We start from the raw sequence: 17,395 nt of genomic DNA on the forward strand, positions 1-17,395 counted from the left end.
GGAGGTCATATGTCCTGGAGTAAATTGAAGCAGCAACTGGAGAGTTTCCTTAGTCCCACGTTAGTTGGAACGGTCGAATACAGGGCAACCAGCTACCGTTATTTACCTGATAAATCAGGCAATTGTTATATTACTGTAGATAAAAAGAATGTACTCAACATGAGTGATACAACAACCCCAATCCGATGGTATCAGACGGAGCAGGAGATCAAGAACGACCCGGAGACCATGATTCCTGTGAGCCATGAAGAGATTGAAGCCGTCAGAAAAGAAACCAAAGGGACCGTTCCAGAGGATCGTCTTCAAGTCATAGCAAGAAGCAGAAAAAGCTCAGGGCATGCCAAAGAGCTCCTTTCTGCGCAGGCCGTATTAAGTAAATCGAATTTTACTATTGTAGCGACTACGTTTTTATCTACTTCGATAGAGGATAATCTGGAGAGCAACGATATCTTGTTGAATATTCTGGCTTTGATAGACAGACGAGTTGGCAAAAAGCGAATTCTAAATATGTCTGAGCAGATCAAGTTAAAGCATCCAGCTGTGCAGTATTTTTATGAGTTGCGACGTAGAACGTTGTGAAAATTAATAAATTTCAATGACGGGCACCCTGTATCAAGGGTGTCCTAATGAACATTAGCCTAACAAGAGAAGATATGACCAAGTAGACTTCAACCTTCGAAATATTGGAAAGTCTACTTTTTTATTGTTCTATTTTTTTTCTGCTATAGCTTTTAACTATAACTAGTTATGGCATTTAAGTATCTCAGCCAACCTCGTTCTGCATGATATGATAATGGTATACAACGAGGGGGTTTTTGACATGACTGATAAGTTCCAGATCGTAGGAAGTTTGTTGCGTCCTGAAGAGCTGCTGACATATAAAACGCAAATTGAACATCGTGATGATATCCAATATCCATTCTATGAAAGCTTTGAAGGTTATGAGAAATGTGAGACTGAGGCCATCAAACAAGTGGTGAAAAAGGAAATCGAGCATGACCTGTCGATTATTACAGATGGCGAGTTCTCCAAATCGATGTGGCATCTGGATTTTGTGTGGGGCTTCGGTGGAGTTGAGCGTTATATCGCAGACCATGGCTATTTTTTCCGTGATGTGGATGGCTCTTCAAAATATGAAACACGTAAAGATATTGGCCTGCGCATAACTGGCGAATTGAGCGGTAAAAATCATCATTTCATTCAACTGTTCAAACAACTGCAAGACACGGCGGGTGACCAGCAAACGAAACTTTGCGTTCCGTCGCCATCCCATATATTTGGAGAACTCTCCTGGTCGGATAATATCGGTGGTACGGACGCTGTTTATCAGAACAATCAGGAGCTCAAAGCGGGCCTGGTGAAGGCGTATAAGGAATTTGTGGAGGAATTCGCTTCGGTAGGCGGCAAAATCCTGCAATTCGATGATTGCTTGTGGGAGCTTTTTGCAGACGACAACCCAAACTCTCCGTTTACAGGGGAGCATATTAAGCAAGAGGAAGTACAGGGTCTCGCCACCGAATTCATTGATATTAACAATACAGTGATTGACTTCGGTCATAGCCTTGGCTTGAAAATGTGGACACACAACTGCCGCGGTAACTATGATTCTCGCAATATGGGCGGCGGATCTTACGCGAAAATCGCTAATCTGTTCCTGAAGCAGTTGAAATATGATCGTTTCTTCCTGGAGTGGGATGATGATCGTGCGGGTTCTATCGAAGCCTTGGAGGTTTTCAAGGACAGACCGGAAACGGAAATCGTATTAGGGTTGTTGTCATCTAAGACCAATACACTTGATGATGAAGAGCGCGTAATACGTTTGCTGGACGAAGCCTCCAAAATCATTGATAAGGATCGCCTGTTGCTTTCGCACCAATGCGGCTTTGCATCCTGCGATGGCGGTAATGAACTAAGTGAAGCTGAGCAGTGGGCGAAGATCGATCAGGGGCAGAAGATCGCCAAGCAATACTGGGGCAGCACCGTCTAGGTTTCAAGTTGAATGTGTTGTGACCGTATAAACGCATTGCCCGTTCAAGAGTGTTCTGTACGATAATAAAACGGCGACTTTTCCTCTGGAATTCGTTCAGGGAGAAGCCGCCGTATTTGTTTGGTGTTGGAACGCTGCGTATGGATATGTTCTCATTGCTATAACTTTTTTAAACTAATGATGAGGCTTGCTTCTTTATTTCTGCTGTTCACGCTGTGCCAGCCATTCCTTTTTCAACAAAGCATATTGATACGTATTCTCGTATTTCGGCGTGCCGTCCTCATTTTTGACAAATGAAATGAACTCCAAAAAAAAGACCTTCCCGGCGCATGCCCAGCTTCTCACACAGCTTCTGGGAACGGAAGTTATCATCCTCGACGTAGGCGTACAGCCTTCTAATTCCCTGTTCCATAAAGAGACGCTCGATGAAAGCATTGGCGCTTTCACCGGCGTACCCTTTCCCTTCAAATCTTCTCATCATGAATGAAGGACATCCACTTATACTCTTTTTTCTGTAACAGGCGCGACACGAAATTACGACCGATGAAACGCTTGAAGTAAAAAGCAATCGCTGAGCCTAATATCAAACCTACAGTTGTATACTATGAACCATTGGCTGTACCGTAAATATATCTGCCTGCGAGTTGTACAACTTCTCCTGGAATAGGTGCAACCACGATCTGAAGAATTCTTAAGTCGATGGTGTTTGCTGGTCGTAGGCAATAGGCGCTTAAGTCGTGTCTGTAGATTCGTGAAAAAACAAGCGCATCGATCCTGTTTCTCACGGCGAAAACGCAGGATTCGGACAAACAATTGGCCTTTTCCTCAGGCAGTGATGACTTTTTGTCCAAACCCTTCTCCTATACAGAACTCGTTTCGAGGATAAAGGCTTTACTACGGAGATATTATGTTTATCGGGGCAAGGAGAAGACAGAAGAAGCGGATAACACTTCTGGGATATCTGACTTTATAACATCTAACAAAGAAACAACCTATTGAAGGGAGAAATATAGATGACAACAAGCCCAATGGATGAGAGGGAGTTATCGCCAGAACAACGCGAGGGACTGCTCACCACCTTGAAAGCCCGTTTTGAAAAAAACATGAACCGTCATCCAGGTATGGAATGGGCCAGCCTGGAAGCCAAATTTGAGGCTCAACCTGAAAAACTGTGGTCACTCCATGAAATGGAGAGGACTGGCGGCGAACCGGATGTTGTGCATTATGACAGCAAGGCAGACGAATATACTTTTGTGGATTGTTCAGCGGAAAGTCCCAAGGGACGGAGAAGTGTCTGTTATGACCGTGAAGCGCTGGAGTCAAGGAAAGAGCATAAACCACAGAATAGTGCGGTTGGAATGGCAGCGGACATGGGCATTGAGCTTTTAACAGAAGAGCAGTACCGGGAGCTGCAGAAGCTGGGAAATTATGATTTGAAATCGTCGAGTTGGGTGACAACACCCGCTAATATTAGAAAACGGGGCGGGGCCATTTTTTGCGATCGTCGCTATGATACGGTGTTTGTCTACCACAATGGAGCAGAATCTTACTATGGTGCAAGAGGATTTCGCGGATCGTTAAAGGTCTAGATTGTTAAGCCCACTAAACCTAAATAATATCTACCTATGTTTTAAGCTCAAGTGGTATGCCGACTTGAGCTTTTTTGTTTTGGGCATGGATACGTATACGAATAAAGCAGTAGTACTCTATAGAAAATTTATGCAACCGAAGTACCTGTAAAGTATCCTGTTCGGATATACTGAGTGTATAATTTTGGTATTTCATAATACATAGATTAATTGAGGGGTTCAACACATGAATAGTGAATATAAAGATAGAATGGATAGAGTGATCCAATATATTAGGCAAAATAGTCATCAAAAGCTCAACCTTGAATGTTGGCTGACGTTTCAGGTTTTTCAAAATATCATTTCACAAGAATATTCACATCGTTGGAAGGTGTGTCTCCAATCGCATTTGTAAATCGAGAGCGTTTACAGAAGTCTGTATAACTCAATGGTGGGAAAGGCGCGCAAACAGGCGAATGAAAAAATGGCTCAACCATCACACTGTAAAAAGAGCCATGCGTCAGCATGGCCCATACATATTTTATGAAAAGACAGGTTTCATGTCTTAAACAACAGGTACACTCTGCTTCTTGAAATAGTGTTCAATCAGAAACGCGAGCATCGGTCCGGGCTCAGCCTGATGTAATTGAGACTGATCCCCGAATTCCATGAGATACGGCTGAGCAGTGGTGCAAGGAATCCAATGAGGCATCAGATTTCCGGTGGCATCTGGGCCGTTCGGGTCACCGGTAGCAATAAAATTGGACAAATAATTGCACATCTGGCGGGCCAGATCATAATGTTTACCCACGAAAGGGCGCCAGCATTTGGCGAGAGTTTCGAAGAAAAACCACAGATCGACAGAGTGGAAGGTACCAGGCTGGTCCCAGCCAGGAATCTCGGCGTTGAAGTTGTAATAGTAGAGCGGCGTTTCAGATGGATGACCGCTATTCGCACGGATGGCGAGCAAGATGGCATGCTGGATCATGCGGACAGAAGCTTGTTGCAGGGCATGCTCGAATTGACCTGTATCGGCCTCGCATAGCTGCAAAAAGACAGGAGCATCCTCGCCGAAAAGCTCTACAGCCATCTGCTTCAGTTCATCCAGATTGTCTGCAGCGGGACGGGTCCAAAATTCGGAAGAGGTATGCCCCAGCATCACGGGGATCGGCTCGCGTTCCTGCTGAATAAAGCGGGTAAATGGATCACCTGCGCAGAATTGATCGTCGATGACGGTTCCCCAGAAGCCTTTGTATTCCAGGGCTTTGTCACGCAGATATTCGGCATCCAGTTGTCTGGCCTCAGCCAGAGAGGATACGCCAAGGAAGCGGAAAAATTCAACGCCTTCCTGCTCTGCATCCCGCAGTGTGGTGCGGACCGCAGGCACGCGGACCTTCGGGTACAGCTCGGTAGCGATGCCGCTCATGATGACGGCTCGATGGAACAAGCCTTTATTTTGTGGAGAGGTCATCTGGCTGAGCACACTTCCTCCGCCTGCCGACTGCCCACCAATTGTGATCTGGTCAGGATCACCGCCAAAGGCGGCAATGTTGCGTTTGACCCACTGGGTACCTGCTTGCTGATCGAGATGTCCGAAGTTGGCCGGTGCATGTGGAGATTCGGCACTGATCTCGGGGTGACAAAGGAAGCCGAAGGCATTCAGACGATAGTTAATTGTGACGACGACAATGCCTCTGCGGGCAATTCGCTCTCCATCAAATTCCATTTCGGCAGTGTTCCCGACCTGAAGGCCTCCCCCAAAATACCAGACAAAGACAGGCAGTTTCTCATCTGTTCGTTTGGCGGGTGTCCAGACGTTCAGATACAGACAGTCCTCGTCCATAGGCAGATCCGGATCAACGGCCCATTCGCGGGTATAGATGTTGTTATCGTCTATGACTGTTTTGGCTTGCATGGAGGTGGGGGCAAAATCAAAAGCTTTCAGAGTGCCATCCCAGTTGGACTGCGGCTGCGGAGCGCGCCAGCGATTCTCACCTACAGGAGGTGCGGCAAAAGGGATTCCCTTAAAGCTGGTAATACGCGGGTCCGCTGCGGGCAGTCCTTGCACTTGTCCGTGTTCTACCGTTACCATTCTAAGCAACACAACATTCTCCTCTCTGGATTTAGCGTATATCAATTATGCCGATCAAAGACGTGTGGATGCGCTTACAATTATGTGGGCATGATGCCCTCTATTTCCATAATAAGCAACTTGCAGCGATGTTTCCAGTACCAAACGATAGTAAATAGGTACACCGAATGCCAGAACAGGGCGTCTTCAGAAATGGGGGAATCAAGGTTGAATCCGATTTGGCAAGAGAGCAGCAGAGCCAGTCATTTGTATTTTATCAGCGGCGGTCACAAGCCAGCTAACCTTCACCAATGGGGGCCAGGAGTACGTGACGTGTATGCGCTGCACTATATTATTCGCGGCCAAGGGACGCTGGAGACGGGCGGCGACGTTTTTCGTCTGGGTGCGGGAGAAAGCTTCATCATTTTCCCGCAAAAAGAGATCTACTATTACCCGGACGCGTACGATCCGTGGGAGTATGTCTGGGTGGAGTTCAGCGGAGCTGACGCCGGGCAGCTGCTGGAGCTGACTCAGCTTTCAGAAGTGCAACCCGTACTGACGAAGGCGCCGGAGACGCTGCAGCCCTTTTTTCATCTGGCGTGGAACGCGGGCGTATCACTCTGCGAAATGCTGCGGGCGGATGCTCGTTTACGTCTGCTGCTCTCCTATTACATGGAATATTATCCGAAGGAGCCGCAGATGGACACCAAGGATTATGTCTGGCTGGCCAGAAAGTACATTGAGCAGCACTACTGGAAGCCAGCCCTGACCGTCACGGAAATCGTAAAGGCAGTCAATCTGGAGCGCAGCTATTTGTTTCGACGGTTTAAGGGAGCTACCGGCAAGTCTGTGTTGGAGTATATTACATCCTACCGGATTCGGCGTGCCTGCGAATTGCTCAAGACGTCGGGCTTGCCCATTCAGTCGGTCGCCTATTCGGTAGGCTACAATGATCCGTTATATTTCTCCAAAGTATTCAAGAAAGCAACATCACATACGCCATCAGCGTACATGATGCTGCATGCGGAACTGACCGAGCATCAGCGGAACAAAGCACAGTTGCCGGATTCCCGGAAATAACGAATCAGCTTTTCAATGGGATCGCGTCCACAATTCAGCTTATTGCCGAGGCAGTCGATACATGAAAATTGTTGGGCAGAGCGCGATACCAGCTTCAGGTAGATGGCCACATCGTCCGCCGCAAGCGGAACCTGACAGGACTGGCACAGGCGGTTGCTGGCCATCTACTTCACCAGCTTGGCCCGGACAATGAGGCAATCATGTGCTGCGACAACAGGAGCGAAGCGTTCACGGAACACGCCCAGTTCCTTATGCTCCCAGCAATCGTACATGGACAAGGCATAACCGGCAGCGTAAGGCAGACCCATATCCCAAAATTGCAAAGACAATTCCCGCTGGCTATCGCTCAGATTGAAGAAACCGATGGCCAGATCGCCGTCTGTCAGCACTTTCACGAGCATAAATACATCGTCTGTGTGAAACCACTGCGGCTCTGGCTTAATGCGGTAAGCTCCGCGCGCCTCTACATCCTGATTGATGGCAAGCAGGTCAGGATTCAGGAGAATATCTTTTGTGATCTGGTTAGCCTTGCGCACGTCACATCCGATCATTAATGGGGAACCCATCATGGACCAGAGGGAGAAGTGGGTTTTATATTCGATGTCGTTGCATCCCCCGATGCTGCCAATATAATCATTGTTGCTTCCACCGTACATACCTACAATCAGCATATCCATGTCGTTATGGCAGAAGGAGCCGGTGTAGCTTTGTTTTCCCAATTGAGACAGGGCAAGTTCCTTCACTGAATCCCAATTGTCACGGATATCGCCGGTGGAGCGGTACATATGAGCGCCCGATTCCCGAATCCAGTCGTAGACATCGTCGGCTCCCCAGTTGCAGGCGGAGAACAGGATATCACGTCCGCAGTTTTTGAGCGCAAGGCTCATCCGTTTGTACAGCAGCTCGCCTGAGATATGTCGCGGCTTGAAGCAGTAATCATACTTCAAATAATCAACGCCCCACTCGGCAAAAAGCGCGGCATCCTGGAATTCATGCTCAAAGCTGCCTGGATACCCGGCACAAGTATGCGTGCCAACGCATGAATACATGCCGAACTTTAGTCCTTTGCCATGAATATAGTCGGCGAGCGCTCTCATTCCGCTTGGGAATTTCTCGGGATCTGCTACGAGATTGCCACTCGCATCCCGTTCTTTCAGGCTCCAGCAATCATCAATGACAATATACTCGTAGCCAGCAGCCAGATAACCTTCTGATACGAACACATCAGCGACATCCCGAATTAACTGTTCGTTAATATCCCACGTAAACGTATTCCACGAATTCCAGCCCAGGGCGGGGGCAAAGCCTAACACTTGATTGTTGCTCATGATCTCGCATCCTTCCTCTTTTCATTTTCGTTATCAGTACTAAACTGAACATAAACGATGAGCGCTGTTTTCTGCCATAGCTTGACGTTGCTTGGACATGGACAAATGATGCTCTGCTGTGCTGGTGGAATCAGTTTTTCCGCTTTAGACAAGTGCAAGGTATTCAGAATGTTGTCAGAATAAAAATAAGAAAGGAGAAAGGAGAAGTGCCTACTCGCCAAGAAGTTATATCCTTTCAGGTGCCTGTGCGAAACGATGGCATAGGTGCTATGATCGGTGATGCGAAGTGAATCTGGATGAAGTGATGCAAGAGCTGGAGACGCAGGGTAAAGAACGAACGAAAAAAATGTACATGTTTAATGGAGCACACGAGCTGCTTTTTGGATCAGAAATGGTTTGAGTTGAGATTTCAGGCTCCAGCAGAGGAGCCGGCCCAGGTGATGTTATGCTGTATGTTGGCACGCGAGGAAACCAATTGTACTGAAGTGCTCTCCTGGTCCGATAATATCGGCGGTACTGACGCTGTTTATCAGAACATTCAGGAGCCCAAAGCGGGTCTTGTGAAGGCATATAAGGAATTTGTGGAAGAATTCGCTGCGGTAGGCGGTAAAATCCTGCAATTCGATGATTGCTTGCATCCTGCGATGGCGGTAACGAACTAAGCGAAGCTGAGCAGTGGGCGAAGATTGATCAAAATCAAAAGATTGCCAAGCAATACTGGGAAAACTAAATTTTGAATAGCAAATCTTGAGCTAAAAGAGAGGCCTCGTGGTGCCAGCAATGGACCCGCGAGGCCTCTCTATTTATGTAGCGTCTTGCCCCGTTTCAAAAGCAGGAATAGCTGAAAAGCACATGAATGTTGAATGTGTGCCTGTAGTTTCTTTAATTTCTCAAATAAACAGCAGCCAGATTGGATTAATCCAACCTGGCTGCTGCTTGAGGTACAATCCTTGTGTTTATTGCATGGTATGGCGAATCGAATCGATGACTTATCGTTCTAATCAAGGAAGTATTCCTATACCAAACGGAGAAGAGTCAACTGTGACGGTTGCTATGACGGTATTCGTATTACCACTGATAACGGATACGTTATCACTGCCACTGTTTGCCACATAAATGGCATTTGTAAGAGGATTTACTCCTACTCCAAACGAAGAAGCACCTACGGCAATGGTTGTAATGACGGTATTGGTATTTCCATTAATAACAGAGACATTATTACCTGAATCACTGGTCACGTAAATCAGGTTGGTATTTGAATTTACACTTACACCTTGTGCTCCAGAACCTACTGGAACAGTGGCTGTCACAGTGTTCGTTGTTCCGTCAATGACGGAGACATCGGAACTTCCATTATTTGCAACATAAATCAAATTAGTGATCGCATTCACGCCTACTCCAAATTGAGGGGTAGCACCGACTGGAATGGTGGCAACAACCGTATTGGTAAACCCGTCAATGACAGAGACAGAGCTGCTGCCGGCATTTGCCACATAAATTTGGTTGGTGGTGGGATTTACCCCTATACCATCTGGCACGGAGCCTGCTGTAACTGTGGCTATGACGGTATTGGTAAGTCCGTCAATAACAGAGACATTGTCACTGCCTTCGTTACTCACATATATCAGGTTGGTATTAGGATTTATCCCTACACCCACTGGCGTAGAACCTACTGGAACAGTGGCTGTGACAGTATTGGAAAGTATGCTAATAACGGAGACGCTGTTACTTCCAGAATTCGCGACGTAGATTAGGTTTGTGTTAGGATTCACTCCAACACCCGCTGGTCCATTATCTACTGGAATAGTCGCTGTGACAGCATTTGTACTTCCGTCAATGACAGAGACATCGGAACTTCCATTATTCGAAACGTAAATTTGATTGGAAGGAGTCACTTCCGTAGCCCCAGTAGCTCCGGTGACGCCGGTAGCGCCAGTATCTCCGGTGACCCCAGTAACGCCGGTAGCGCCAGTAACCCCTGTAGCTCCGGTATCCCCGGTAGCTCCAGTAACGCCGGTAGCCCCAGTAGCTCCGGTGACGCCGGTAGCGCCAGTATCTCCGGTGACCCCAGTAACGCCGGTAGCGCCAGTAACCCCTGTAGCTCCGGTATCCCCGGTAGCTCCAGTAACGCCGGTAGCCCCAGTAGCTCCGGTGACGCCGGTAGCGCCAGTATCTCCGGTGACCCCAGTAACGCCGGTAGCGCCAGTAACCCCTGTAGCTCCGGTATCCCCGGTAGCGCCAGTAACCCCTGTAGCTCCGGTATCCCCGGTAGCTCCAGTAACGCCGGTAGCCCCAGTAGCTCCGGTGACGCCGGTAGCGCCAGTATCTCCGGTGACCCCGGTAACGCCGGTAGCGCCAGTAACCCCTGTAGCTCCGGTATCCCCGGTAGCTCCAGTAACGCCGGTAGCCCCGGTAGCGCCAGTAACGCCAGTATCTCCGGTAGCCCCAGTAACGCCGGTGACCCCGGTAGCGCCAGTATCTCCGATGACTCCTGTGGCTCCTGTGGCTCCTGTGGCTCCTGTGGCTCCGGTAACGCCGGTGACTCCTGTGGCTCCGGTAACGCCGGTGACCCCGGTGACCCCGGTAGCGCCAGTATCTCCGATGACTCCTGTGGCTCCGGTAACGCCGGTGACTCCTGTGGCTCCAGTAACGCCGGTGGCTCCTGTGGCTCCGGTAACGCCGGTGACTCCTGTGGCTCCGGTAACGCCGGTAGCTCCAGTAACCCCGGTAGCTCCGAGAGCTCCCAATAACTCATTCGAGACAAGTCGATGGGCTGCAATCAGGTCTCCTTCCAAATTTTTGCCCCAGACGGAAATTTGTGCTTCAGCTGCTGCCAAATCTGCTGTTGAAAATGTAAATTCAAAACCATCAAAGTTTGCGTTATAATCCTTTGTAATTACTTGATTAGGCAGAACATTAAAAAGCTCTTCTACATACAATGTTCTGACACCATCCAAGTAATAACCTAACAGGAGAACGCTGAACACATTAACCGAATCGGGGTTGTCTATCTTCACGGTCACAGTTTGAGTTGGTCTTATACCGGTGTCCATTGAAATATTATTTTCAATGGGGCCTGTTGAAAGTAATGCCATTTCCATCTCTCCTTTCTCCTATCGTTATGCTCCCTATCATTTGGTTGTGGAATCTACTCCCTCACTAGAGACTGTTGTACCCATACTTAAACGATCTTGTGCTTAGCAACTGAACGATCAGTTATAAACCAAAACGCACCATATAATGTTTTTTTTGTATACTATATGCGAAGCTACTTAGAGTGACTGGATCAATTATGATAAATTTTAGAATCGTCTGAAATTAATTACAGCACAGGGGAGTTCATGCTAACTATCTTTGGTGCATTATCCAAACTAAAACGTGACAGCTCACAGGTAGTTCCTTGGTTTGAATAAAAATGAAAACACGCCGTTACTGGCGTGTTTTTGTATGCTTTCAGCCTAGAATATTTAAAATCAAACAGCATCCAAGGCTGTATGCCCTGCAAGGTCTGCGAAAGTTTTATTTTTAACCTTTCATAACCATTTCTTTGGCTTGCTGCCTGCCCGCCGCGAGAAAGCTGTCGCTCAATTCTGGATCATTAACAGAGCGTGCAAGAACAAGCGAGCCGACTAATGTACTAAACAGGGCACGACTTTTGGATACATCCATATCTGCCAGATTGGAGATAAAAGTGATCATCCGCTCCAGTTCATGAGTGAATACCTGCCGAACCTCTTCGGAGGAGCGGGATATTTCACCGGAAAGGGCAGGGAAAATGCAGCTCATTTCCGTTTTGTCGCGGTGATAGGGACTGAGATAATAATCGATGACTGTATTAATTTTGGGGTTCTGCTCTTCCTGATCCGCGACTTTCTGAAGAAGTGCGATGGTATCGCTAATGGCATATTCACAGGCTTCGGCGACCAACTGTTCCTTGTTGTCAAAGTGTGAATAAAACCCTCCATGAGTCAATCCGGCTCCCTTCATAATGAACGGTACACTGACGTCCTGAATACCATTGGTACGAAAAGCCCGAGCCGCACTCTCAACAATTTTACCTCGTACTTTTATTTTATGGCCTTTGGGATAGGGCATGATCATTCACTCCATAGCTTCATCATTCTGCTTTTTAAAATATTATAGTCATCATAATAAAGCCTGTCAATTTGGCGACGGAATATCTGTTGCTTTACAAAAGGGCCAAATACGGTTGTTGACGATCTTAAAATATGATGGTTATAATATATTACGGTCATCATATTTTAAATTGACTTCAAATCGGGAGGTATCAGAATATGAGCAAGCTTGAATCTGTAGATACGTTAGTTATTGGATCAGGTCCGGGAGGATATGTGGCGGCGCTTCGTTCTTCGCAACTGGGGATGAAGACGGCAATCGTCGAACGTCAACAGCTCGGCGGGGTCTGCACGCATGTGGGTTGCATACCATCCAAGGCATTAATTGCGGAATCACATCGCCATGATTTGTTCAGACAGTTCAATCAAGCTGACGCGGAAGCGACATTTAAGATTGCACAGGATTTTAAACAGAGTGTTGTGAATAAACAGGCAGGTGGCGTCCACTATTTGTTAAAGACTGCGAATGTGACCATTCTCGAAGGCGAGGCCAGTCTGGTGGATGAGCACACAGCGATGATCCAGCAAGCTGAACAGGAGCAAAGCATTTCTTTTAAAAACCTCATACTGGCAACGGGGTCTCGTCCGATCGAACTGCCCGCATTTCCAGTTGGAGGTCGCATCTTGTCTTCCACAGAAGCACTGTCTCTGCAGGAGGTTCCGAGTAGTCTGGTTGTGATCGGCGGAGGGTATATTGGTGTGGAGCTTGGACAGATGTATGCCAAATTTGGAACAAAGGTAACGATTCTGGAGGGTGGAGCACAGGTATTGCCCGGATTCGAGGCTGAACTTGCAGCCCCTGTAGTCAAACAATTGAAGGCGGATGGCATCCACATCGTAACCGGAGCGATTACTGACAAGGTGGAGCAGAAGGCTGAGTCCATTACACTGCATTATTCGAAAAATCAGGAGCAGCATCAGGTTACAGCGGAATATGTATTGGTCACAATCGGCAGGAAACCCAATACAGACGGCCAGTTAGGACTGGAACGCATAGGCTTGCCCGTAACGAACAAAGGACTGGTAGAGACGGATGAACAGTGCAGAACAGTTATCCCGCACATTTATGCCATTGGAGATATTACAGCCGGTCCTGCACTCGCTCACAAGGCATCCTATGAAGCCAAAGTAGCAGCAGAGGCCATTGCTCGTCTTACCTCCAAAGTGGATTACAAGGTGATTCCGCTTGTTGTCTTTTCGGAACCGGAGCTATCCAGTGTTGGAGTAAGTGAGACGGAAGCCAAAGCACAGGCCATTCCGGTGGTTATCGGAAAATCTTCTTTTGGGATCAACGGAAGAGCATTGGCGTTAAGGGAAACCGAAGGATTTGTGAAAATAGTGGCAGACCCGACCTCAGGAATTGTCATTGGTGCGCAAATCGTAGGCGTGGAGGCATCCACACTGATATCGGAGCTTGCACTTGCCATTGAGATGGGGGCAACCATGGAAGATCTGGTCATGACGATTCACCCTCATCCCACGTTGGGAGAAGTGATCATGGAGGCTGCCGAGAACGCGGTCACCAAAATGAAAAAGTAAAAGTGCACAGCAAATTTAACTATATAAATTGAACTAAACATTTACACGAAACGGAGAGGACAGAAAGAACCTGAAGAAGCGGAGCGTTCGCCTTTATCACTGGATTTACCCTTTATAAAAGGAATCAAAAAATCTGGGGATAACAGCGATCGGAAGGTTGTTCTGTCATCGGAGTGTCCAGTGTAAATATTTTTAGTTCAACTTATGTACACGAGGATTGGGAACGGGAGAGATAAAAAGATGAAGTTAAAAGCGGGTTTGTATATCGGAATTGCGATGGTGTTTATTGTTGGAGGTTCACTTCTGGCTGTTAAAGGGAAGGATGCTGTAAGTCAGGCTGAGAGCCTGAAACAAGGCATACTGGAGGCAGAACAAACGACTTTATTTTATCAGAATAGTCCTGGGATGATTGCAGAGGCGGTTGCGTCTATGGGGGACTCCGTGAAAGAGGGAGAGGTGCTATTTAAAGTGAAATCAGCTGGGGAAGGAGATGTGGATGTACTCGCACCGTATGATGGTTTGGTTGACCGAGTTGCTGTAAAGCAGGGAGATCAAGTACAAGCAGGAGTGCCGCTGGCGGTTCTGCAAAAGAATAATTACTATACGGACCTTTATATCCAGGAAAGTGAAGTTCAAAAGTTTGAAGTGAATCAAACCCTTGATGTTCATTTTCCCTATTTGGATCAGCCAACACAGGTGAGTGGAGTTGTTACTTCCATCTCATCTGCCCCACAATTCGCGAGCTTGCGCATGTCACGGGAAAAGGGGCAAGCTGATCTAAGTATGTTTCTGGTCCGAATATCGATGGATTCGAATGCTGATTTACTTCCCGGGATGACAGCAGAGGTGAAACTTGATGAAATCACTGATTGACGAGTGGAAGTACGTATCGGGAAGTAAGTATGTTCGATTGATTTTTATCGGCCCGCTTATTGCAGCCTTATTCTTTGGTTTAATGTTCTCGCAGAATCAAATTAACAAATCGCCAGTTGTGGTCATTGATGAGGATCATAGCGAATATTCACGGCAGTTGATCTCCAAAATAAATGCCTCGCAATATATGAGCGTCAAAAGCGTATATGCGAGCCGAATGAGTCCGGAAACATTGCTTGCCAATGAGCAGGCTGTAGCAGTGATTATGCTTCCCAGTCAGTTGGGATTGCGTCAACTACAAGGGAAATCGACAAATATCGGCATCTTGATGGATAACACGATGCCCTCGGGGCTAACCGGTATTCGCACTGCGATTCAGGAGATCATCCAGACGGAAAATATGACCCTTTCCATGACAAGTCTGATGCATAAAGGGATGGATGCCGAAACAGCTAAAGGAATCGTGTCACCGTTATCCCTTCAGCAACGGATGCTGTTTAATCCAACCTCCAGTTATGTCGGTTTTATGGTACTTGGATTTGTAAATATCGTTGTATTGATGATTACGACAAGCGCAGCGGGATCGATTGCACCTCGGCTTCGTCAGGAAGGGAAGCTATTTGCAAACGGAAAGTCACCTTTTCAACTTTGGGTTCGGAGTGTGCCTTACGCTGTATTGAGTTCGCTTTCGCTGCTTCTATCCTATGGATTGTTAAAGCAGGTCGGGGGAATGCGGTTTGAAGCGGAACCTTATCTTTTTATCATCCCACTCGTTATTTATGCCTTCGCCTTGTCACTTCTGGGTATGTTGATTGGTTACACAGCCAAAGACATATCCAAAGTCAGCCTACGAACCAGCTTTGTATTGTATCCCTCCTTTCTAGCTACGGGAATTCAACTAACGCCGCTGGCATTTCCAGAACCGTTCCAAATTTTCGCATGGGCACTACCGATGAACTGGCTTAACCGCCTGATTCGTGGAATGGCTTTTCGGGACGGTGCGCTTACAGCTTACAGTCAGGAGTTGGGGGCATTGTTAATTATTATTGGCGTTGTATCCTTGTTCATGGGGTTACTGTTTCTGCGGGAAACGAGGAAAGTGTCTCCCAGCCGCGAACCCCTATTGAATGCAGATGTGGTGCCGAGCGGCAGTTAATTGAAAAGAGAAGCAGTGAAACGAGAACAGACGCACGGGAATCATTCCTGATGCGTCTTTCTGTTTAGTTACCGCAGATGACTTATAACGTTAAAGGTCCTTCTATATAAGTTCAATTAAACATTTACACGATAACGGAGAGGACAGAAATAACCTGAAGAAGCGAAGCGTTCGCCTTTATCCCCGGATTTTACCATTAAAAAAAGAAATCAAAAAAATCTGGGGATAACAGCGATCGGAAGGTTGTTCTGTCATCGGAGTACCAGTGGAAATATTCTTTAGTTGAACTTATATAGCGAAGGTTTTTTATATCGTTTATACTTGTAAGGCCAATTTACTTGAGGAGTTGTCTAACGAATCATGAATAAAAAAGAAGTCGCGCATATACGTAAACAGTTTAAGATGGATCATGATTTACTGAATATTTACGATATTCTCAACGTGTATATTACGAAAGAAACCAACGAGATCTATCATTGGGAGCGCCATCCCTTTGAACTGGTGGACAGAGAGAAGCAGGAACTGTACATGGGCAATTTCAAAAAATTGCTGACGGGTGAGCTGGATCAGAAATTGTTTGAGTTGAAGTTTCAGGAGCAAGCGGAGGAGCCAGCTCAGGTGATGCTTCACCAAGCACTGGTAACAGGAGATCCGGAGGAATGGCAGGACCTGATGCTCCTGTTGGTGGAAAGAATGCTGGCGGATGCCAAGTATGAACGGGATATGGTGGTCACGTTTGTTCGTGGACAGTATTACTTGCCAACCAAGGCTAGAAACGAAGCTACGGAAGAGAGCGAGAAAAATGAAGTGTTCGCACATCCATTCATTCTGTGCAGTGTGAATTCCACGGAGAAGCAGCGGAAAACGCTCTTGTTTGATTACGTGGAGAGAGAATTTAAATACAATGTGATTGTAGATCCGGTTGTCAAATTAAGCACACCGGAGCAGGGCTTCCTGTACCCGAGTGTGACGGACAACTATTCCGATGTTAATCGCATTCTGTACTGCACAGGGAAATCGAATTTCCCGGACCCTCATTTTGTCGAAAATGTATTGAATGGAGAAAGGTCTGTGACAGCGCTGGAAGAACGGGCGATCTTCGAAGATATCGTGAAGGAAGTGGCCGGTGAACAGCTCGACTCAGCCACCATTGCACATGTGTACGAGGAGATCAACCGGGTCATCGAAATTAACGAAGAGTCACATGAGGAAGAACCTCCGAAGCTCGATTATAAAGATCTGGAACGTGTGCTGACAGCAAGCGGTATAGAGGACCTGACGTCGGAGAAAGTGGAACGTGCATTTGAAACCATCGTCGACAACAAGAATTATGAAATGAAAGCGACGAGTGTTATGCCGAAGTTTACGTCCAAGTCCATTAAGATTGAAACCAAAGTCGCTACGATTTCAGTTAGCCCGCAAGACTTGAGATATGTGAAACAAGTGAATTTTCAAGGCAGACGGTGTATCATGATTGAAGTGGACGAAGATGTCGTGATTGAAGGGTTTACGCTTACGACGGAGGTATTGTAGACTCGTTTATCAATCCCTTTATTCGTGTTGAATTAATGAATAATAATACAAGGAACGTAAGAAGTAGAAGACGCTCGAGACTCGCTCCCGAAGCGTCTTTAATTTGCCTTTAAACTCTATCTCA

Annotated in this window: 12 protein-coding genes and 3 pseudogenes; 10 read left to right on the forward strand and 5 right to left on the reverse strand. The window is 46.9% G+C overall.

Annotation, left to right across the window (positions count from 1 at the left end):
* Window positions 1–9: 9 nt before the first annotated feature.
* Entirely contained in the window at window positions 10–579 is a 570-nt protein-coding gene (locus tag BMW94_RS21235) for an SF0329 family protein (RefSeq protein WP_091000917.1), read from the forward strand.
* 241 nt (window positions 580–820) lie between these two features.
* Window positions 821–1,987 (forward strand): cobalamin-independent methionine synthase II family protein, encoded by a 1,167-nt coding sequence (locus BMW94_RS21240; RefSeq protein WP_091000918.1) that lies wholly within the window; start codon window positions 821–823, stop codon window positions 1,985–1,987.
* Between the two features lie 195 nt (window positions 1,988–2,182).
* Here the strand turns inward: BMW94_RS21240 and BMW94_RS21245 are convergent.
* A pseudogene (locus tag BMW94_RS21245) lies at window positions 2,183–2,459 on the reverse strand (GNAT family N-acetyltransferase); the annotation flags it as partial.
* A 556-nt stretch (window positions 2,460–3,015) separates the two neighbouring features.
* Here BMW94_RS21245 and BMW94_RS21255 point away from each other — a divergent pair.
* Window positions 3,016–3,576 (forward strand): DUF4256 domain-containing protein, encoded by a 561-nt coding sequence (locus tag BMW94_RS21255; protein WP_091000991.1) that lies wholly within the window; start codon window positions 3,016–3,018, stop codon window positions 3,574–3,576.
* Between the two features lie 544 nt (window positions 3,577–4,120).
* Here the strand turns inward: BMW94_RS21255 and BMW94_RS21260 are convergent.
* Window positions 4,121–5,647, reverse strand: coding sequence for a carboxylesterase/lipase family protein (locus BMW94_RS21260; protein WP_254790321.1), 1,527 nt, complete (start codon window positions 5,645–5,647; stop codon window positions 4,121–4,123).
* A gap of 207 nt (window positions 5,648–5,854) precedes the next feature.
* Here BMW94_RS21260 and BMW94_RS21265 point away from each other — a divergent pair, with 207 nt between their 5' ends.
* Window positions 5,855–6,706: an AraC family transcriptional regulator gene (locus BMW94_RS21265; protein WP_091000920.1), complete on the forward strand. Its 852-nt coding sequence runs from the start codon at window positions 5,855–5,857 to the stop codon at window positions 6,704–6,706.
* Between the two features lie 164 nt (window positions 6,707–6,870).
* Here BMW94_RS21265 and BMW94_RS21275 read toward each other — a convergent pair whose 3' ends face one another.
* Window positions 6,871–8,034, reverse strand: coding sequence for a glycoside hydrolase family 27 protein (locus BMW94_RS21275; RefSeq protein WP_091000922.1), 1,164 nt, complete (start codon window positions 8,032–8,034; stop codon window positions 6,871–6,873).
* A gap of 286 nt (window positions 8,035–8,320) precedes the next feature.
* Here BMW94_RS21275 and BMW94_RS30975 point away from each other — a divergent pair.
* Window positions 8,321–8,419: pseudogene (locus tag BMW94_RS30975) on the forward strand (DNA alkylation repair protein); the annotation flags it as partial.
* A 103-nt stretch (window positions 8,420–8,522) separates the two neighbouring features.
* A pseudogene (locus BMW94_RS21280) lies at window positions 8,523–8,669 on the forward strand (5-methyltetrahydropteroyltriglutamate--homocysteine methyltransferase); the annotation flags it as partial.
* 366 nt (window positions 8,670–9,035) lie between these two features.
* Here BMW94_RS21280 and BMW94_RS21285 read toward each other — a convergent pair.
* Together BMW94_RS21285 and BMW94_RS21290 are read right to left on the reverse strand one after the other, a co-directional pair.
* Window positions 9,036–11,135 (reverse strand): beta-propeller fold lactonase family protein, encoded by a 2,100-nt coding sequence (locus tag BMW94_RS21285; protein WP_254790319.1) that lies wholly within the window; start codon window positions 11,133–11,135, stop codon window positions 9,036–9,038.
* A 424-nt stretch (window positions 11,136–11,559) separates the two neighbouring features.
* A complete protein-coding gene (locus BMW94_RS21290) occupies window positions 11,560–12,129 on the reverse strand; it encodes a TetR/AcrR family transcriptional regulator (RefSeq protein ID WP_091000924.1) in 570 nt (189 codons plus the stop codon).
* Window positions 12,130–12,329: 200 nt separating this feature from the next.
* Here BMW94_RS21290 and lpdA point away from each other — a divergent pair, with 200 nt between their 5' ends.
* From lpdA to BMW94_RS21310, 4 genes are all read left to right on the forward strand, one after another.
* Complete coding sequence (gene lpdA, locus BMW94_RS21295; RefSeq protein WP_091000925.1) at window positions 12,330–13,709, forward strand: dihydrolipoyl dehydrogenase; 1,380 nt, start codon at window positions 12,330–12,332, stop codon at window positions 13,707–13,709.
* Between the two features lie 240 nt (window positions 13,710–13,949).
* A complete protein-coding gene (locus tag BMW94_RS21300) occupies window positions 13,950–14,582 on the forward strand; it encodes a biotin/lipoyl-containing protein (RefSeq protein WP_091000926.1) in 633 nt (210 codons plus the stop codon).
* Window positions 14,566–15,738, forward strand: a complete 1,173-nt coding sequence (locus BMW94_RS21305) for an ABC transporter permease (protein ID WP_091000927.1) — start codon at window positions 14,566–14,568, stop codon at window positions 15,736–15,738. Before BMW94_RS21300 ends, BMW94_RS21305 begins: the two co-directional genes overlap by 17 nt.
* 360 nt (window positions 15,739–16,098) lie before the next feature.
* Complete coding sequence (locus BMW94_RS21310; protein ID WP_091000928.1) at window positions 16,099–17,271, forward strand: DUF4317 domain-containing protein; 1,173 nt, start codon at window positions 16,099–16,101, stop codon at window positions 17,269–17,271.
* Window positions 17,272–17,395 lie beyond the last annotated feature (124 nt).

It is taken from the genome of Paenibacillus sp. OK003, from assembly GCF_900109515.1.
GTDB lineage: Bacteria > Bacillota > Bacilli > Paenibacillales > Paenibacillaceae > Paenibacillus > Paenibacillus marchantiae.